Consider the following 18,899-nt stretch of genomic DNA (forward strand, 5'->3'; position numbering starts at 1 on the left):
TCTCGTTGTCATGGTGTGTAAGCAGCAGACCGATACAGGAGAACGACCCAGAAACCCTCTTGGCAGACGTCGCCTCGCTGATTGAGTATCTGAAGTCTGGTTTTCACAATGCCCCGGTCCGGCTTAGTCGCAGAAGGCCGGAGCTCTACTACCTCTTCCCGTACAGCAATGGTGTCGCCGATGCGAACAGGTGCAATGAGGTTCCAGTCATGAATGCCGAGAAATGCTATGGCCGAACGTTCCTTCCACCCCATTCCCATTTCCAGGCCAAAAGCGATCGCAAGTGTCCCAGGACCGTGGAAAACCCGTTCTCCAAACTGAGTACCACGGGCATACTCCTGGTTGGTGTGTAGGGGGTGCATATCCCCCGACCACGTCGCGAAGGTAACCAGGTCCGTCTCTGTAATCGTTCGCCCTTGAGACGACCACGAATCTCCTGTTTGGAGATCCTCAAAGAATCGGGTTGCTGAAGGGATCAGACGATTCTCGGCCCCTGCATCCATCTTTGCTCCTGTTCGGTTACCGCCTAGGCCCCGGAAGGGCCCCAGCCGGCTTCGAGTCGATCCGCATTAAAATCACGGCCAGTAGCCCCCTCATAGGATGCTGAATCTCTCGGGACGATTCGGATTGGCTTCCCTCCGGAGAGCTCTTCGGATACGTGGGCGATAACCCCAGGCAGCGTCGAGAGCAAGGCAATACCTGTCCCTTCTTCTGGCGTGAAGCCGAGCCCCAGCAGTATCGCGGCCATAACACCAACGTCATTTATCGGGATGTCCGACTTACCTGGGAGTTTCGTGAAGGCCCTGTGCACTGCCTCGTACACTTCAGCCGCCTGATCCCACAGACCTTCCTGCATAGCAATCGATCGGAGCCGTTCAGCGCGAGGATCAACAACCTTAAAAATGGGGTGCCCCAAGCCCGGGATGCGTTCCCTTGCTTCACGCATGCGGTTTACCTTATCCTCAGCGAAAGCTTCGAGCGTGAGGCCGGATCCCAGAAACTCCGCATGCGTAGCCCGGATGAAGCGGCCGCTGTCCTCAGTCGCCAGCGTGTGCTTCCCGACAGATAAACAGGCGGCTGACATGCCGATAGCCATACTTGGATTGGCGGAGACAGCAAACCTTGCGGCCACTGTCCCGGGCTTTTCAAGACCATAATCCAAGATTCCGCTGAGGACTGCGTCCAGCGCCCGTATCTCATGGTCCGAAGGGATCCGACCACGGATCACGAGAAATATGGCTGCCGTGAAGGGGATTTGCCCGATCAGATCCTCAAGGTCATAGCCGCGAACATAAACGTTCGTATCAGTGACTTGGCTAACAGAGGATGACCAATAAGCCCCAGACTGGTCTGCAGTATCCTTTTGCAATGTTTCTCCCGAACCGTCATGTGTTTCAAAGGGCCTGCGGTGCTAGGCAAGATGACGAGCCAAGCTCCAAAATATGTCGGCCATGTCCTTGAACTTTAGAATCAACCGCATCATCCTGGCATTGGAGATTTTCTGAAGCCGTGACCTCCAGGCGGAAAATTACTAACGCATCTGCGCAAGTGCTGACGGATCAGTCAAGCGACGAAAACGTGGCACTGCTTGGAGCCGGGTCCCCCAGCGTACGGTCAGTTGGGGGACCCGGAGTTGGTACCGGCATAATCGTTGCCCTTCCCGTTCTGTGGTCTGGGCGCCTTGATTTGCCGGAATCTGGTGACGGTTTGTCGTACCCGCCACCTTAAAGCGACAAGACGGGTACCGGCCCCGGAATTTTTTCAACGCCCGCCACCCGCCCCTAGTCAAAGTACAAACGCGGGGCGCCAGCGCCCATCCTCATCCCTCACTTGCGAGTCCATAGTGGGCGGCCCAGATACCGAACCTCCAACCCGGCTCCTGTAGCTTCCACGACAACGTCGACAAAAAGCCGTGAAGATGACAGTTTCACTCGGAAGATCCCCAACGTAGTTTGTAGGGCATGGGAAGCAAAAGCGTAATTATCACCGGATCCGGCTCTGGCATCGGCCGGGCCATTGCCCAGGCATTCGTCGAAGCAGACTACGAAGTCTATGCGAGTGACGTTTCAGAGGAACGTTTGGCGGAGACCCGGCAAGAGCTCGGCTCTCCGGACTCACTGCACACACGGGTCGTAGATGTTAGCGACTACCACTCGGTGTCTGCCTTGGTGGACGAGGTTGTCGAGAAGACCGGCAAACTGGACGTCATGGTCAACAGCGCGGGAGTCTTCGACGGGTATGCCGACGTGCTCGAAACGACGCCCGAGTTGTGGGCCAAGATTATCGGAGTCAACCTGACAGGAACGTTCTACGGCTGCCGTGCAGCGGCGCAGGCAATGACGAAGCAGAACTCGGGTCGCATCATTACAATCGGCTCCGTCGCGGGCCAAAGGGGCGCAGCAGACGGCATCTCCTACGTCGCGTCCAAGGCGGGCATAGAGGGGCTGACCCGTCGTCTCGCCATCGATGTTGCTCCACACGGGGTAACCGCCAACGTTGTCGCCCCGGGCGTCATCAAGACAAATCTTCGTGCGACTTCTGAGGAGATCTTGGGTGATCTCGTTTCGACGCAGCAGCGAGGCATCGGGGTGTCGCCTGAAATTATGGACTTCCTCATTCCGGCAAAACGATCGGGCGAACCCTCAGAGGTGGCGAGCGTAGTGCTGTTCCTCGCGTCCGACGCTGCTGGTTATGTGAACGGGCAAACGATCCAGGTCGACGGCGGCTGGAACGCGACGTAGTCCTGCCGACCGTGTGGCCTGCTAACAACAGCTACCCCACCAACTCCCCCTTCGGGGCAAACATGAACCAACCGGAAACCAGGATGATCTTGGGCTCCGAAGTGAAAGGTGTATAAGTGATCAAGACAGCATTGACGGAAGCCCTGGGCCTCCAATACCCCGTCTGCTCCGCCGGCATGGCGCGTGTGGCGCAGGCCGAACTCGTCACCGCGGTCAGTAACGCTGGCGGCCTGGGATGCCTGGGCGGCGTCAGCTTCATGCCCGATGACCTTCGCGCCGAAATCAAGAAGATCGAAGCTGGAACCGACAAGCCCTATGCAATTAATCTCCTGCTACCGGACTCACTCACCACTGAAGATGAAGCACAGTGGGCGCCAGTGCGCGAACTGTGGCAATCGCTTTCGGGTGCACACCAAGAAAAGCTTGCAGGTGTAGAGGCGCTTTTGACGCCTGGGGCCGTTGCAGACCAGGTGCAGATTGTCCTGGATGCCGCACCCTCGGCAGTTGTTTTGACGTTCGCTACACCGGACTGGTTCATCAAAGAGTGCAAGGACCGCGGAATCACGGTCTTCTCTCTTGTCGGCTCCGTGGGCAAGGCCCAGGAGGCCAGCGCAGCGGGTGTCGACTTTATTGTCGCTCAAGGAACTGAGGCCGGCGGCCACACCGGATACGCATCCACTATGACCCTTGTCCCTGCCGTAATTGATGTGGTGGATCAGCCAGTCCTGGCCGCCGGCGGGATCGCCGATGGACGCGGCCTGGCCGCCTCCCTGGCTTTGGGCGCGGCGGGCGTCTGGGTGGGAACGCGATTCATTGCCAGCCCCGAAGCATATGGGCACGACAATTTCAAGAACCGAGTGGTGGAAGGATCCTTCAAGGATAGCACTATCACTTACTCGTACAGCGGTAAGCGTATGCGTGCATTCGAGAACAAATGGACCTCGGAATGGGAGTCTTCTGACAAGAAACCCGCAGGATTTCCTGGACAATACGCCGTCGCCGGCACGCGGGTCGAAACCGGATATCAGGATGGCGACATGGACTTCGGAATGATGCCCGTGGGCCAGACCATGCAGCTTGTCCACGAAATCCTGCCCGCTGGGGAGATCGTCAAGAATATGGCAACGGATGCAGAAAAGATTCTGCGTGGACTTGCCGCCGGCAAATAGCAGGCATCGCCAATAAAAAGGCAAAGGGCCCGTTGAGTTAGACGAGTCCGACTCAACGGGCCAGTTGGAATCTTCCAACTATCAAAAGAAAGTGAAAGCGTAAATGAATGAATCGTCGCCGGAGCTAACGGATCCTGTCTCCGCAGCGCTGGAATCCATCGCCGAGCAATACCCCGATAAGACAGCGATTGTCGACGGCGACACCTTCATGAGCTACAAGGATCTCCAGACATCAATTGAGCATCGCTCAGCCGTGCTGCTTTCGGCCGGGCTCAAGCCGGGTTATCGGGTGGCCCTCGTCGCGGAAAGCTCAGCGGACTATCTCTCCACAGCCCTCGCTGTATGGCGAAGTGGCGGCGTATTGGTTACTGTCTATCCTTCTTCGGGTCCAGAGGACCTTGAATATGCCATCGCCACAAGTGACCCGGCGCTGATAGTCATCTCCGAAAGCGTTGATCGTGCGCATATCGCCCCTGCCTCACGAAATGCCCCGATTGTCGATATCGTTGACTTCCACGTAACCGAGGTTCGGCACGACGCTCTACCCAACCCCGAGGGTCTTCGCGAACCCCTTTCCATGATCTGCTTCTCGTCAGGCACCACGAGCCGCCCGAAAGCGATCATGCTTTCTGCTACAGCCATTTATAACTGCGCGGACACCTACGGCGAAGTCTGGCACCTTTCGTCCGAAGACAATGCCATCATCTGCCTGCCGATGGCATGGCTCTATGGGCTTGCTAGCACATCCCTGGCCGTCCTGCTGCGCGGCGGGACAGTGGTGATAGTCCGGAGGGCCCGCCCGGACATGATAGCTCCGGCCATTGAGGAGCATTCGGCCACATTCCTTGCCGGCGTGACGGCGACTTTCGGAAAGCTGGCCCAATACGCTGAAGCCCGGGCCGGGGATCGGCTGGCTTTCCCATCACTTCGACTGTGCATCTCAGGCGGAGAGCCCAGGAACGAAGCAGCGTTCAGCCGCTGGGAAGCCCAGACTGGACTACCCGTCCTGGATGCGTACTGCGCCTCCGAATGCCTCCCACTGGTGACTTACGACCCCATCGCGAACCCAACCCCTAAGCCAGGGTCGGCGGGCAAGCTTGTGCCCCGGTCGAAGCTAAAGGTTCTCGACGCCGACGGAGCGGAAGTTCCACCCGGGCAGGTTGGGGAGGCGTACTCGACTGGACCGGGGCTTATGCTCGGCTACTGGCGTGATGAAGAACAAACGCGGACAGCCATCACTGATGACGGCTGGTACCGCACAAAAGATCTTGTTCGGGTGGATGAGGACGGTTTCGTCTACGTGGTTGGGCGGCTCTCAGACGTCATCATCCGTGGTGGAACAAACATCTCGCCGGCGGAAGTTGAGCGTGTACTTCAGGAGCACGCCTCCGTTGGTGAAGTGGCCGTTGTTGGTCTTCCCGATGACGTCTACGGCCAGCGCGTGGTTGCTGCCGTCGTCCCCAGGGGCATAGAGCCCCTCGACGAAGCCGACCTGAAGGGATTCGCTGCCGCCCGCTTGTCGTCATACAAGGTTCCAAGCGAGTTCATCGCCGTCGACTCGCTTCCAGTGAATTCGACAACCGGCAAAGTCAATAGGCGGGACGTGGCGACACTGTTGACAGCTGAAAAGAGCCAGGGCAGGGCTTAGCAGCCGGCTCCTAGGCCGACAAATCACGAGACGGCCACCCTCATACGTGTTGCATCAAGACGAAGTTAGGACATGACGAAATGAAGCTCGACAAGGCCGGTGTGGTTGTTGTAGGCGGCGGAATAGTGGGTGTATCAACTGCCTATTTTCTTGCTTCAAAGGGGCACGATGTTGTGCTTCTCGAACAGCGGGAACTTGGCCACGGCGCTTCCGGGCGAAATCTCGGCTTCCTCCACATGCAGAATCGCCACGGCGACTACGCCGTCGAACTGACCCGTGCAGGGAGGGCCCTGTACGACGACTTTGCAGACATCCTCGGGCCATCCTTCGAATACAGAAGCAACGGTGCCATGACGTTCTTCTACACGGACGATCAGCGGCGAGTCTATAAGGAATTTGTGGAAGCCCGGATCGCAGACGGATTCAAAGCCGAGCTCCTTGACGACCAGGCCGCTCATGAAGCCGCCCCGATATTGCCGCCCGATGTTATTGGAGCCACGTTCAGCCCCGAAGATGGCCAAATTCGTACCCCGAAGTTCGTCCGTGCCTTGGCGCAGGAATGCCGCAGGCTCGGTGTTCGAATTCATGAAAACACGCCGGTCCTCGGACTCCTGCGGAACGGCTCGAAAGTCGTCGGAGTACGAACAGCCGGCGGCAGCGTTTCAGCGGACAACGTCGTTTGGGCGGGTGGTGTGTGGTCTACAATGCTCGAATCAGAGGGCGTAACCGTACCCATCAAGCCGCACAGGCTGGGTGCTGTCCTACTGGCTCCTGTAGAGGAGAAGCTCGATAAAATCCTCAATGGACCGCTTGCTGCGAAGCAATACGCCCACATCCGGAACCTCCCCAGTTACCGGGACGAGTACTTCACCTCCCCTTCAGAGGACCAGTCACAGGGCCTCGAACACATGGAATGTGTGGCCAAGACCGAGGACGGGAATCTATTCATTGGCTGCCCAATGGACTACCCCGACCAACTCGACGACAGGATGCCTGCCGCCGGTCTAAAGCTGGCCATCGATTCATTGCTCAAAACCTTCCCGAACTACAGGTCTCTCGGTATTGAACGTGCCTGGGCTGGCCTCGTCCCCGCCACGGCTGACTCCCTCCCGATCGTTGACGAGGTGGAGGAACTTCCCGGGCTGATTCTGGCCACCGGGCACGTCTACGGCAACTTGGCCGGGCCGATCACGGGAAAGCTGGTGGCCGAACTGATCTCAGGCGACCGCCTCAGCCACTCCCTCGACGAACTTTCCCTCTACCGGTCGTCCCTGACCACCCCGGTAGACGGAGTCATCCGCTATTAGCCCCGGGCACCCGCCCTGCCACAAGAGCACCAAAAACTATACGGAAGTGAAAGAAACATTGACTACTCATCTACTCGGCACGACCAATGAGTCAGCCGTGCGCTACCTGGACGAGTTGGAACTTGGACAGCAGTGGAACTCGGCAGGACGGACCGTCACAGAGTTCGATGTCGTAACGTTCGCCACCTGGTCCGGAGACATGCACCCGCTGCACACCAACGAGGAGTACGCCAAAACGACAGAATTTGGCACCCGGCTCTTCCATGGTCCCGGCGCACTTTCAATTGCCTTTGGGCTGGAAATGGCGCTGGGATGGAAGAACGGCTCAGCAATCGCCTTTCTAGGAATTGACAACTGGAACCTCCGTGCCCCGATCCGTATTGGCGACACCATCAGTGTCCGCGAAGAAGTGATTGGCATCAAGCCGTCTGCCAGCAAGCCCGACCGGGGTGTTGTGACCACTCGGGTTCAAATTCTGAACCAGGACGGCGTGATCTGCCAGGAAGGCGACTGGATCGTCCTTCTTTCCCGGCGGCCAGCCTAGGCTGGCCGCTCGAACCAGAACATTCGGCAAGGCGAACTCCCTTGCCTGAAACAGAAAGTTGCTCGTAGTGCCTCTTCATCTACCCGACGGCAAACGCCTCGCCGTTTCTCTAAGCCCCGACTTTGATGCCCAAAGCGTATGGCTAGGCACTTTTCGATCAACGTCCCAGTCCTTGATGTCCCGAGGTGAATTCGGCGCCTTAGTCGGCGCCCCACGACTCCTTGACGTTTTCCGTCGCTACGGAATCACTACGACGTGGTGTGTGCCCACACACACGATGCAAACGTTCCGCAGCTCAGTGGATGCAATTGTCGAATCCGGCCATGAAATCGGCGCTCATGGTGTCTACCACGAATATGTGCCTTCCCTCGATCGAACCGAGGAGGAACGGCTGCTGGAACTTCAAATAGCCCAGCACGAAAAGCTCCTGGGTAAACGTCCTCGGGGATACCGATCTCCTGCATTGGATGTTACGGACAACACCCTCGATCTCCTTGCGAAATTCGAGTTTGACTGGGATTCATCTCTCATGGGGAGGGACTTCGAGCCTTACCGGCCCCGGATGGTGGTCGGCATTAGCGAGGAAGAAGGCAACACCTTCGGCCCGGAGAGCAGCGTACTTGAGTTCCCTGTCTCATGGTTCCTCGACGATTTCCCCGAACTCGAATCTTTCAAGGGAAACGCGCTCATGCAGAGCAACGAGACGGTTCTGGCTCGTTGGATCGACAGTTTCAATTTCGCCTATGAGCGATGTGCCGGGGGCGCAATGACGTGGACACTACACCCGCAGACCATTGGACGGGCACACAACCTTATAATGCTCGAAAAGTTCCTCGACCACGTCACTTCATTTGAAGGTGTATGGTTTCCAACGCTCTCCGAGCTCTTCAACTGCTGGCAAGACGACGCTGCGCCAGCGGCGGCATCCTCCCCCGCAGGTTCCAGAACCCTCCTGAATGACCTCGATCCGCTAGATAGGATGATTCCGTGATCAGAATGCTTCTCATAGGTCCTCCCGGAGCTGGCAAAGGTACGCAAGCAAGCTACATTGCAAAGAGGTTCGGGATCGTCAGCATTTCAACCGGGGACATCTTCCGCGAAAATGTCAAAAATGAAACACGCTTGGGCCAAACGGCTAAATCATATCTGGATGCAGGGCAATTTGTGCCCGATTCGGTGACGAACGCGATGGTTCGTGAGCGCCTGGAACAAAACGACGCGGACAACGGATTTCTGTTGGATGGATATCCCCGCACTCTAGGTCAGGTTGACTATCTCGACGTGATCCTTGCAACCAAGGGGCGCGAGCTTGACGTCGTACTGCAGCTCACTGCCGATACAGAAGAACTGGTCCAGCGTTTACTCCAGAGAGCTGAACGCGAAAACCGCTCGGACGACACTGCGGAAGTCATTAGAAACAGGATGAAACTGTATTTCGACCAGACAACCGCCGTTACGTCCCGGTACGGCGAACGCGGCATCTTAACGGAGGTGGATGGGCTGGGAAGTATCTCGGACGTATCCAGCAGAGTTTCGACCGCACTGGATCTTACTCTCGGATTGTCATCAAGGCAGACCACCGCCGTAGCGGCTAATGGCAGACTCGAGCCGGCGCCTGTTCTAGTTGCCACGGCACTCCCCTAAGAATTCGTGTCCTAGTCTCCTTGAGAGGCCTCAGCTCCCGGAACGAACCGAGTGGATAGGACGCTTCCGCCGGCATCAACCTCTGCGTGACATTCCTGTCGCTGGTCGGGTTGACACGCCGGCAAACCGATGATCCTTCTGCGGCTGTGCCGTGCCCGCGCCAGAGCTTCAGCGAGCAGGCATCGCAGGTCCGGTGCCGGCACGGCACAGCCGCAGGCCCCGTGAAGCGCTGGTGGCCACCCTCATCGGATCCACCAGGGCCATCGCGAGGAAGCCGCTTCGTTCGGTTTCTCGTGGCGGCTGATCCAGCGAAAATTGGACCAGCGATGCTGGGTACTGATCAACACCGCTTCGAAAACGGTCGGCTCTGGCACACGGTTTGCCGGTGGTGAATAGAGATCGAAGTGCTCATCGTTGCCACCATCACCAGGAACCGTGACAAGCCAAAAAAGCCCTTGATGGGCGGGCAATGCGGGCTAAAGTCCCTCCCCACCTGGCGGCCTCCTGCTCAGAATTCGTTTCATCACTTCATCTTCGACTCTCACGCATGTGCAATCGTTACTGGCGTGATTAGAGATCAAGTGGTGGCCAGCAAGGGATAAGTAGAACTTGGCCGGCAATTAGATTCATCGTGTTTGGAATTAGTTAGAGAAAGTGGGGCCGGGCAGTTGTTGCAAGGAGTGTTTGCTTTCGGGAAATTCGCCGGAACGAACTTCTTGTCCGAAGGTCGTTGCAGCCTGGAGTAGTCTTGATCGAAGATCTGCGTATTGCTTGACAACTTAGCAACTTTCCCACCGCGAATCCCGGCCATATCCTGCCACAGAACCTGTCCGGTGGTCGCTTTGCCAGCGCCGATGCCGATTGTGGGGATATATCGCTGCATCTACCCGTCCCGCGGTATCCGCAGGAACCATTTCCATCAGAACGCAAAAGGCGCCCGCCTCTTCCAAGGCCAGGGCGTCTTCAATCAGCCTTTGGGCGTCGTGGCTGCGGCCCTCCACGCGGTATCCGCCGAGAGCGTGCTCGCTCTGAGGAGAGTGAGCCCGATGTGAGCGATGACGGGAATTCCTGCCTCTACCATCGCCCTCACTGTTCCGGAGTAAAAGCCTCCGCCTTCGATTTTCACGGCATGGGCCAGCCCCTCTTTGAGGAACCTGATGCCGGTGGCGATGGTTTGCCGGGGCTGATAACCACATAGCGGCCAAACGGTAGGTCGGCGACGACCAGTGCGCGCCTGGCAGCGGGTTACCGCGCGACATAGTGGCAGGAGTTCGTCAACGCTAACGGGCAAACTTGTTTCATTGCCAAACACATTGAAGCTAGCAGTAGGCGGCGCGCAGCATGTGCACAGTTGTCAACCCGAGGGGGCAAATGCCGGAACCCCAATCGGAAGTGTTAGCAACGATGACTAGTGTTTAGAGATGAACTCCAAGAGCTGAGAGTTGAACTCCACGTATTCGTTCAGATAGGGGTCGTGGCCGCTGTGCTCGAAGACGCTGAGCCGACCATCGGGTACCGTTTCGGCGAACCAACGCATTACGTCAACGTCGTAGAAGGGAGAATGCCTGCCTGCGATCACGAGGGTGGGGATTTTGATTCGTGGCACGACGTCTCGCCAATCTGAGAGAAAATGATCTGCGAAAAGACGGCGTGACTTGTCCCACGCAAAGTCCTTCCAAGATGGCGTAATCGAGTCAAAAAACTGCTGGACATGCTCCGGCAGATCCGGCTCTACGCCATCGTTGTCCCAATTAAGCTTAAAGTCGATGGCATCGAAAACATTCTGTTCGGTGATACCCCGGACACCCAGCTGCCAGTCTGCGGTGTTGACAATTTTTGCAGTTTGCTCAGCGGCGACAAATGCCGATATGCGATCCCATGGGTCAGCCGTAATTGAGAAGTAGGCAAGGCTTGCCGAAACTCCCATGGAGTGCCCCACGAGAACCGTATCGCGGAGGTCGAGGGCCGTGAGAAGCTCTCCAAGGTCCAGGCCTAGCCTGCTCATCCTCTGACCGTGCTCCGGCATGTCCGAGCGGCCGTGGAGCCTATGATCGTAGCGGATCACGCGGTATCCGGCTTCAAGAAGTGCATCTCTCTGCCATACAAAGTAGGCGCTGTGAGCGGTGCCGCCGGACGCAAAAACGATGGGCCGTCCGTGTCCTTCGTCGTCATACCGAATCGATACTCCGTCCGAGGTTTGGAAGGCGAGATTAGTACCGGTCATTTTCTTTCCTTAAGTTCTGCATATGAATCTTTTTGGGCCTCGAGGCCGCGCGGTTATGACCGGTTTCTGTTGCGGAAGCAGACTGTTAGGGCCCAGTAGCGCGCAGGCGAACTTCTCCAGCGCCAGAACGAACAGCACAACAGGTCACCGTCAGGATCTATAAGCGCTCTTCATAACCACGCCCACGCTCTTAGGATCACCCGCTCCGTGTCTCACCTGGCGGGAGCACGAACTACGCCGGCTCTTTCGACGAATGGCCTCGAGTAGGGCACGACGTCGCTTGCTTCAACGTCCGATGGTTTACGGCTTCGTCCCGTATCGCCGGACGATTTGGGCCGCAGCTGTTGAATCCGTCCCAGCTCAAGGGCCGTCAGAGCTAAGAAAACGGAAGAAACAGCACCCGGTTCCCTCAAATTGATGCCCAGGATTTCTTCAGCTTTAGCTATCCGGTAGCGCAGTGAGTTGTGGTGGATTTCCAGGTAGTCGGCCGCAGCGTTGATGTTCTGAGCATGCTCAAAGTATGTCTGAAGACCCTCTACCAGCAGCTCGCGCCCCTCCAAGGGCTTCAGGAACTCCTGGGCCCATTTGATCATCTTGTCGAAACCGACGTCAGCGAAAAGCCTAGTTGCATAGTTGAAGTCTTCGTACGCCATAAGTTTAGGACCTCGCGAATTACGGCGAAGGGTTCGAACCGCCAACTGCGCGTCCTGGTATGAGTCCAGAATGTCGCCCAAGGCATGCACACTGCGGCCGATTCCAATGAGGGCGCCTGGGAGTTTGGAGCCTTCCGCCACGATCACTCGCCGGAAGGCTTGAACGCTACACTGCGCCGCTATCGTTATTGTCTTGTCCTTGGCGGTCATGAGGTACGCGATGGACTGTGACTCCAGTGCCTTGCCCAACATTTCCGATAGATCCTCAGACGCCGGCAACGAGCGCGATGCGACCGCAGGTCGAATTGGCCGGAAAACAATGGTCCGCAACTCGTCGTCAAAAGACAGGCCGAAAGCCGCTATTCGGGCCGCCAATTCGGGATTGTGAGGCTCGCGGCGCAATGCCAGCGCCTCCTCAAGCACGGCAGTGCGTATGGCTCGTTCTTGTTGTCGGGCGGCCACGGCCATTCGCTGGCTGGCCTCGACCAAGGTTGCGGCTACGTGAGCGGCGGAGGTTGAATGGCTATCCGGAAAATTCGTCCGCCGAGCCGTGATGACGAGCCAACCGAAATGCGAGTCGGCCTCGTCAGGAGCCGAAATTCTGGCTGCCACCCCCCTCCATCCGTCCACGTCCACGTTCTGTGAATCGGCCTCGGTGCGGCCGATCTCTTCAAACAAAAGTGACATGGGTGTGGGCCCGGTGGCATGGACAGTCTTACCGAATCTGTCGATGAGGACTGCGGTGGCATTACATACGTGCGCCAATCGGCTTAGTAGCGCCGCTATCGGTTCAGTTTCTGTCATCGCTTGACTGAGCGCCCTCTGCAAGGAGGCTAATCGGCGGGAAACGGATTCCTCCGGCATTTGCATCGATCGAGAAAATGACATCACGACGCTAGCGACGTTCAGGGCTGGATCAACAGCGATGACGACGTGCTGCTCCCCGACGACTTGGATCCCTTCCGAAAGAGAGGACTCGGACGCCGTAACGAAGATGACGCGTCCGGGCCCATCGAGCCGGTCCGCGACCAAGTCACTAAAGCTTGCGGCACCTGGGCATATCACGACCACATCCACGTCGGTGGGTAAGTCTTCCGGCTTCAGCAAGACAACAGCGCCACGAACTTGCCTGGACTGCTGGGAAGCGTCCCCCGCGACAAGCTTCGCGGCAGGACCCAAGTCCGCTAGAACTGCTCCTAGTGGCAAGGAGGTCGGATCAACTATCATAGGGAACTCTTTCGGGAAGAGACCGGGACGGGCGGTTGGCCTCGCCTACCGCTTTCGCCCAGACTAGACCAGAAATTTAGCCGTCCCCCTGTGAGAATTCTAACGCTATTCGACGAACGTTGGACAAGAAACAATTACACCTGTGCTGGTGGGCTCCTAACGTCGCAGGTAGAGACTCGAACACCATACGGCTGGGCATATGGGCCTGCTTGCGTTCTCTGGCGTATAGGTCATGTTGCATGGGCTTGACCTCTGGAAATTCAAGCGTCAAGGACTTCTCACCCTGCTATCGGATTCGTCTATCTGGAAGACTAACGAAGAGGGCCACAGGACAGCCCGAGGAAGAAGGTACCTTGCCATGAGCGCTGACACACTTGCGACAGGTGACATTGTCGTCATAGGAGCAGGAATTGTGGGGCTTTGCACCGCTTGGGAGCTGCGCAAGCGGGGATTCGACGTCGTCGTCGTAGAACAGCGGTTTCCTGCCTACGGTGCTTCCGGACGAAACGCAGGTTCCCTATGGCTGCAGACGCGGCGTACAGGGGACGAACTCTCTCTCGCTAAAGCCGGCAAGGAAAAGTACCAGGACTACTTGAGCGAACTTGGCGATGTGTTCGACTATCGCAATCAAGGCGGCCTCTTTTTCTTCGAAAACGACGCACAGGGCCGGGTTCTTGAAGATTATGCTGCCAACCGGCGGGCAGCCGGCTTGGACGCAACCATGATCAGCCGGGAAGAGGCTCAGAAGCACTCCTCCATCCTTCCGGAAAGTGCGCTCGGCGCCGTCTTTTGCGCCGATGATGCCCAAATAGATGGTGTGCAGTTCGTCAACGCTCTGGCCAGCGCCTGTGTGCGGGCAGGTATCCGAACTTTTGAAAATACGTCTGTCCTTTCAACCCTGCGAAACGGCGAAACCGTAACAGGGGTCCGCACGGTCCGGGGCGAGATCCATGCATCGGGCGTGGTGTGGGCAACGGGTGCCTGGTCAACCAACCTCCGGGCCGAGGGGATCGACGTCCCAATCAGCACTGCAAGAGTGGGTCAGATGCTGACTCAGCCCATAGACACGCGCTTGAACGCCATAATGCATGGACCCCGGGGTGTGTACGGATGCGGGGCGCTCACTGACCTTCCAACTTATGAAGCCGCGGTTTTTGCCGGCCCGAACAGTTCCAGCGCGGGAACGAGCCCCGGCGGGACTTCAGGGTCCTCGTTCGTTGACTATGACGACTCGATCGCCCAAAACCGCGGAGGGTCAATATTCATCGGAAACAGTCTTGACGGACGGGGTTCTCTCAATCCCCACATCAGCATCAATGCTACAAACGCAATGGTTTCGACCACCTTGGACAGATACTCAAGCCTAGCTGAATACGGCGTTACCGGTCTTTGGGCTGGTCTCGGAAGCGAAACAAGTGACCACCTTCCCATCGTCGATCGGGCTGACGGCGCCTATATAAACGTCGGCCACGCGTGGGGCATCGCAAGCGCGCCCATCTGCGGCCAGGTGATGGCGGAGGTCATCGCCGGGGAGACCAGCACCTTTGCTGGTGCTTTGAAAATGAACCGGTCCGCGCTCAGAATCTCTGCCGACTAGCTCTCCAGCCTTCTTTCCAAGTCAAAAGCCGTAGCAACTGGCTCAGTAGTCCTGACCCTTTGGCCTGAGAACCAAATCATTGACTACCCTTTCAGAATCCTCCTAGTATTCAGCCCCTCGACGCTCCGTTAGCGTCTATTGCATGAGTCGCCCGGCACATGGATTGTGACAACAACGCCATGCCCCACCTGAATATTCTTTCTACGACCTGCCGACCAGCTCGTCCGCAACCGCGGGAAGAACATAAAGGAAGAATCGCCGACCAGCGACGGCCGACTTCTCAGACAGGAGATTCCTATGACCAAGGCGTCACTAAAGGTAGCCACCATTCAGTTCGAACTCCGGCCGGAGAGGACTCTCCAGCAGTATCTGGATCATGTGGAGGGGCTGGTAAAGCGCGCGGCGGAACAAAAGGCCGAACTCGTGCTTTTCCCAGAGCTCGCAAGCACGGGGCTCCTCGGAGCAGTCACAGATCACGAAGTTACGACCGCCACAATCACATCGGACTACTGGAAGTTCCTGCCGGAGTTCACGGATGACCTCGTTGAGGGCATGCGCAGGATGGCCCAGGATTACAACATCGTGGTTGCTGGTGGAAGTCACAACCGGGTCGCCGAAGATGGATCGCTGCGCAATACAGCGTTCATCGCCCACCCGGATGGTCGGATCGAGTCCCAAGACAAGATCCACCTCACACCACAGGAGCATGCTCTAGGCGCCCGGGGCGGCGATGAACTCCTGGTCACAAAAATTGGGCCGTTTACGGTCGGCCTGCTGATCTGCGCGGACATCCAGTTCCCTGAGCTCTCACGTTATCTGGTCCATAAAGGCGTTGACCTGATCCTTTGCCCTTCGCTCACGTGGAACCGGCGGGGCGTCCACCGGGTGCGTACCGGCTGTCAGGCGCGTGCTATCGAGAACCAACTGTACGTGGTGATGTCACCACTGTTCGGTACAAGCGGCATTCCTACCGATTCCCCGATGTTCGCAGTTGGTAAGGCCCTAGTCGCCGGGCCCGTGGACAAAACAGTGGGAGTCAACGACGGGATCCTGGCCACCACTGCGTCAGCCGACGAAGAAGTACTGATCGCCGATTTGGACCACGACCTGTTGGTTGCCTCACGTGCAAAACCCGAAGCACCCGGCCTGGCACTGCGGAGGCTGGATCTGTACGCCAAGCTGCAGGCAGAAATGGGCGCATGATGCCGCTGTACCAGCATCGCGTGAGGAACCACGAGGTGGACTCTCAGGGGTTTCTCTTCAACAGCCGCTATCTCGAAATCGCCGACGTCGCCATGACGGAGTTCTTCCGCAGTATTGGTTGGCCCTACCCGAAGCTGGTCGCTGAAGGGACGGATCCCTCGGTTGTCAGTGCAGTTCTTTCCTTCAAATCCCCCGCTTACTTCGACGACCTTCTCGACGTTGACGTCAAGTGCCGAAACGTCGGGAATTCCAGCTTCAAGATTGACGTTTCGATTGCTCGTGGTGGAAAGGAGCTGGCGAACGTCGAACTCGTTTACGTTAACGTCGACCCAACTCAGGCCCGTTCCCGACCACTTCCGGAAGCCGTCGCGATGGCACTCGATGGCGCCCTGCAGGGCTGATCCAACAACCCTGCCCCAAGTCCCAGTTACTCTCCCTCTCAAGCTCGGCCAGCAAATCGTCGAAGTACGCCTTGCTGGCCACCGAATCACGAACTACAGAACATGGAGCCCTCATGACAAACGCTTTGACCCACAAACCCACTTTTGATCCGAGCAACGTTAACGACTTTGGTCCGGCAAAAATCGAACATCGAACGGCCGGAAGCAAGCTCAGGCAGCTTGGAACATACATTATGACCTTTCAGGAGGAGGGCTTCAGTGACCCGTGGACGGTTCAGTATGAAGAAACAATTTACGTGATTGACGGTCAGGCTCGCCTGATCATAATCAACGGCGACCACAAGGAAGACCTGATTGGTGACGCCGATGAACTGCTTGTTCTTCCTAAAGGAACCACTGTCCAGTACAGCGCAACCCCGGGTACCCGCCTCTTGCTTTCCATCAGCCCAGTCCACTGGCGCGACGAAGTCGCTTAGGGCGAATCCCAGCTATGGAAGCAACATATGATGAAGGTCTCGGAGGCTCTCAAAAGGCTTGGGCGCCACCGTCAACCACCCCCTGGGATCTGGTCGAAGAAGGGCATAACGTAGTTCTCGAAAATGGGAATCACCGTTTCTCCGGAACGGTAGACGCGTTGAGTTTCGACCGGACTATTATCTGGGTTACTTCATGGGTTGGGGAACGTCGCCTCTTCCATGCAGCTGACGGTTACCAGATGTTCCTTCAGCAACCCCTTTTGCCGTCGGTGGACGCTTAGGGAGGCGACTGATACGAACGGGGAAATCACAATCTGAAAATGTTGATTTCGTCCAAATGGTGCAGTGCCTCCTATGCCTTGCTGATACCCGTATTTTGAATAAGCTTGCTATGGGCAGTCTCGCGGGGGACCCAGACGCATCGCGCGCCGACCCGACTCCCACGAGACCACTCGACTTAGTCTTCCGGCTCTGAACGATCCACTTGCTGTGGGATCCTCGGAGATCAAAGGATCGGCAGCGGACGTCCCGCAAGAGTACACCTGACCGGGATCTGTGCGCGCGGAGGGGAATCTTGCTGGGGCCATAAGTACACTGCTGCGTGGGAAGCCAGCGAACTCCGGCGGTGTTGCCAATCCCGGACCGGAATCGCTCGTGGCGCTACTTGTCGCTGCGACATGTCGACTGCCCAAGTCTCTCTGGCCCTCATCATCCCTTGGTCAACACCGACGCCCCCTTCTCGCCAGGTGAAGCCCGGAGCTGTTCTTTGACCCATTCCCGGGAGGCCGTCACTGGCCGGCGGGCTTGCGTCCTAGTTCGGAGGGTCCAAACCCGTCTCGGGTGGGTCGATGATGCCGGCGCCTCCAGTTACGTTTTTCGTAACCTGTGGCGGTTAATGAGTGTTCTAGTACATGGGCCCCGGAGCGCCAGATGGGCATCCGGGCGATGAACCGACTGCCGGGAACAGGGCTCACGACCCAGTCCATGGTCCTGGAGTAATTCAATAAGAAGGCCGGGTCCACCGGCCTGCGGGCGGGGGCCTATCCGGCGAGATGCGGTGTTCCAGGAGCAACTGTGGAAAGGTCCCGGTGAACCCGATTGATGTGATCTTCGCGGCACCCGGCGAGCAGGCCCGGCACCGTGATGGAAAGGCAAGCCGTCGAACTGATCATCCCCAGCGTCGCCCAGAGTAAAGTCCTTAATTACTGACCATGGGCGATGCCCGGCTGCGGTCCGGTATGGCCAGGGACCTCGCACACGCCCGCCAACACGTCAACGCCATCCTGCTGCGCCACGGCATCCGCTACCCCAAGGACACCTGGTGGACGAAGGAACATCGCGAGTGGCTGCACCGCCAGCGCTTTGAGGAACCGGCCCTGCAGTTCACCTACGAGGCCGACGTTGAACAGCCCGAACTACTCGTCGCGCATCTATCACGGATCGACAAACACGCCGCGGCCAGCCGCTACTCCCCGGTGCTCGAGGCGGTGATGTGCCTGCGGGGCATCCAGATGACCACGGCGTCGGGCTGGCCGTGGAGATCGGGGACTGGACCCGATTCAGCGGTTCGTCCATCGGTTCCTACCTCGGGCTGGTGCCCAGCGAGGAGTCCTCCGGTCAATCCCGGCACCAGGGCCCGATCACCAAGGCCGGGAACACCTATGCCCGCAAACTCCTCATCGAAGCGGAGTGGCAACACCGCCGCCCCTACGCCCGGCCCGGGCAACGACTGATGCGCCAGCTCGATCTCGTCGACCCGGCCACCCGCATCCGCGCCCTGGAAGGAAACCACAGACTCCACCGCAAGCCTGGCTCTCGAGTTGGCTCCGCTGCTGCCATCGCAGTCGCACCACGTCCCGGAGGCACGTTCGGGGTCAGGCCGCGTTCATGCGTTCTCCTTGCTGGAGCGGGGCGGCCAACGACCAATGAGCAGACGGGCTAAACCGTCGACGGCGCTCGATTCTAGACTCCGATACGCTCCAGCCGAACACATCGTCATGCCGCAACCAACCGCGAATGTCAGCCTGACACTGCAGTCGAGAAAGACTCGGCACCACAAGTCACC

Annotated in this window: 19 protein-coding genes; 12 read left to right on the top strand and 7 right to left on the bottom strand. The window is 57.9% G+C overall.

What is annotated here, in order from left to right; translation table 11 throughout:
- Positions 1–8: 8 nt before the first annotated feature.
- Both AC1DD7_RS23185 and AC1DD7_RS23190 read right to left on the bottom strand, forming a co-directional pair.
- Positions 9–503, bottom strand: coding sequence for a MaoC/PaaZ C-terminal domain-containing protein (locus tag AC1DD7_RS23185; protein WP_477516755.1), 495 nt, complete (start codon positions 501–503; stop codon positions 9–11).
- Positions 504–526: 23 nt separating this feature from the next.
- Positions 527–1,369 (bottom strand): citryl-CoA lyase, encoded by an 843-nt coding sequence (locus AC1DD7_RS23190; protein WP_442006385.1) that lies wholly within the window; start codon positions 1,367–1,369, stop codon positions 527–529.
- Positions 1,370–1,961: 592 nt separating this feature from the next.
- On the opposite strand from AC1DD7_RS23190, the gene AC1DD7_RS23195 reads away from it, so the two are divergent.
- The 7 genes from AC1DD7_RS23195 (at position 1,962) to AC1DD7_RS23225 (ending at position 9,053) form a co-directional block, all read left to right on the top strand.
- Positions 1,962–2,741, top strand: coding sequence for an SDR family NAD(P)-dependent oxidoreductase (locus tag AC1DD7_RS23195; RefSeq protein ID WP_442006384.1), 780 nt, complete (start codon positions 1,962–1,964; stop codon positions 2,739–2,741).
- A gap of 116 nt (positions 2,742–2,857) precedes the next feature.
- Positions 2,858–3,910, top strand: a complete 1,053-nt coding sequence (locus AC1DD7_RS23200) for an NAD(P)H-dependent flavin oxidoreductase (RefSeq protein WP_477516756.1) — start codon at positions 2,858–2,860, stop codon at positions 3,908–3,910.
- 103 nt (positions 3,911–4,013) lie between these two features.
- Entirely contained in the window at positions 4,014–5,558 is a 1,545-nt protein-coding gene (locus AC1DD7_RS23205; RefSeq protein WP_477516757.1) for a class I adenylate-forming enzyme family protein, read from the top strand.
- A gap of 80 nt (positions 5,559–5,638) precedes the next feature.
- Complete coding sequence (locus AC1DD7_RS23210; RefSeq protein WP_442006381.1) at positions 5,639–6,865, top strand: NAD(P)/FAD-dependent oxidoreductase; 1,227 nt, start codon at positions 5,639–5,641, stop codon at positions 6,863–6,865.
- 46 nt (positions 6,866–6,911) lie between these two features.
- Positions 6,912–7,409 (top strand): MaoC/PaaZ C-terminal domain-containing protein, encoded by a 498-nt coding sequence (locus AC1DD7_RS23215; RefSeq protein WP_442006380.1) that lies wholly within the window; start codon positions 6,912–6,914, stop codon positions 7,407–7,409.
- 175 nt (positions 7,410–7,584) lie between these two features.
- Positions 7,585–8,400 carry a polysaccharide deacetylase family protein gene (locus AC1DD7_RS23220; RefSeq protein WP_477516770.1) on the top strand — a complete coding sequence of 272 codons (816 nt, stop codon included), beginning with the start codon at positions 7,585–7,587 and terminating at the stop codon, positions 8,398–8,400.
- Positions 8,401–8,405: 5 nt separating this feature from the next.
- Entirely contained in the window at positions 8,406–9,053 is a 648-nt protein-coding gene (locus AC1DD7_RS23225) for an adenylate kinase (protein WP_442006423.1), read from the top strand.
- 577 nt (positions 9,054–9,630) lie between these two features.
- Here the strand turns inward: AC1DD7_RS23225 and AC1DD7_RS23230 are convergent.
- The 5 genes from AC1DD7_RS23230 to AC1DD7_RS23250 form a co-directional block, all read right to left on the bottom strand.
- Positions 9,631–9,936: a 3-methyl-2-oxobutanoate hydroxymethyltransferase gene (locus tag AC1DD7_RS23230; RefSeq protein ID WP_442006378.1), complete on the bottom strand. Its 306-nt coding sequence runs from the start codon at positions 9,934–9,936 to the stop codon at positions 9,631–9,633.
- Positions 9,833–10,054: a 3-methyl-2-oxobutanoate hydroxymethyltransferase gene (locus tag AC1DD7_RS23235; protein WP_477516758.1), complete on the bottom strand. Its 222-nt coding sequence runs from the start codon at positions 10,052–10,054 to the stop codon at positions 9,833–9,835. Before AC1DD7_RS23235 ends, AC1DD7_RS23230 begins: the two co-directional genes overlap by 104 nt.
- A complete protein-coding gene (locus AC1DD7_RS23240) occupies positions 10,021–10,365 on the bottom strand; it encodes a 3-methyl-2-oxobutanoate hydroxymethyltransferase (RefSeq protein WP_477516759.1) in 345 nt (114 codons plus the stop codon). Before AC1DD7_RS23240 ends, AC1DD7_RS23235 begins: the two co-directional genes overlap by 34 nt.
- Before the next feature lie 96 nt (positions 10,366–10,461).
- The gene (locus AC1DD7_RS23245; protein ID WP_477516760.1) at positions 10,462–11,277 is read right to left on the bottom strand and encodes an alpha/beta fold hydrolase; all 816 of its coding nucleotides are present in this window, start codon (positions 11,275–11,277) and stop codon (positions 10,462–10,464) included.
- 212 nt (positions 11,278–11,489) lie between these two features.
- Positions 11,490–12,734, bottom strand: coding sequence for a PucR family transcriptional regulator (locus AC1DD7_RS23250; protein WP_477516761.1), 1,245 nt, complete (start codon positions 12,732–12,734; stop codon positions 11,490–11,492).
- Between the two features lie 781 nt (positions 12,735–13,515).
- Between AC1DD7_RS23250 and AC1DD7_RS23255 the strand changes: the two genes are divergently transcribed.
- The 5 genes from AC1DD7_RS23255 (at position 13,516) to AC1DD7_RS23275 (ending at position 18,776) form a co-directional block, all read left to right on the top strand.
- On the top strand, positions 13,516–14,754 hold the full coding sequence (locus AC1DD7_RS23255) for an NAD(P)/FAD-dependent oxidoreductase (RefSeq protein WP_477516762.1): 1,239 nt from the start codon (positions 13,516–13,518) through the stop codon (positions 14,752–14,754).
- Between the two features lie 297 nt (positions 14,755–15,051).
- Entirely contained in the window at positions 15,052–15,957 is a 906-nt protein-coding gene (locus tag AC1DD7_RS23260; protein WP_477516763.1) for a nitrilase-related carbon-nitrogen hydrolase, read from the top strand.
- On the top strand, positions 15,954–16,358 hold the full coding sequence (locus tag AC1DD7_RS23265; protein ID WP_477516764.1) for an acyl-CoA thioesterase: 405 nt from the start codon (positions 15,954–15,956) through the stop codon (positions 16,356–16,358). Before AC1DD7_RS23260 ends, AC1DD7_RS23265 begins: the two co-directional genes overlap by 4 nt.
- Positions 16,359–16,471: 113 nt before the next feature.
- The gene (locus AC1DD7_RS23270; protein WP_442006371.1) at positions 16,472–16,834 is read left to right on the top strand and encodes a hypothetical protein; all 363 of its coding nucleotides are present in this window, start codon (positions 16,472–16,474) and stop codon (positions 16,832–16,834) included.
- 1,534 nt (positions 16,835–18,368) lie between these two features.
- The gene (locus tag AC1DD7_RS23275; RefSeq protein ID WP_477516771.1) at positions 18,369–18,776 is read left to right on the top strand and encodes a transposase; all 408 of its coding nucleotides are present in this window, start codon (positions 18,369–18,371) and stop codon (positions 18,774–18,776) included.
- Positions 18,777–18,899: the final 123 nt, after the last annotated feature.

This window comes from Paenarthrobacter sp. 10L412, from assembly GCF_056395565.1.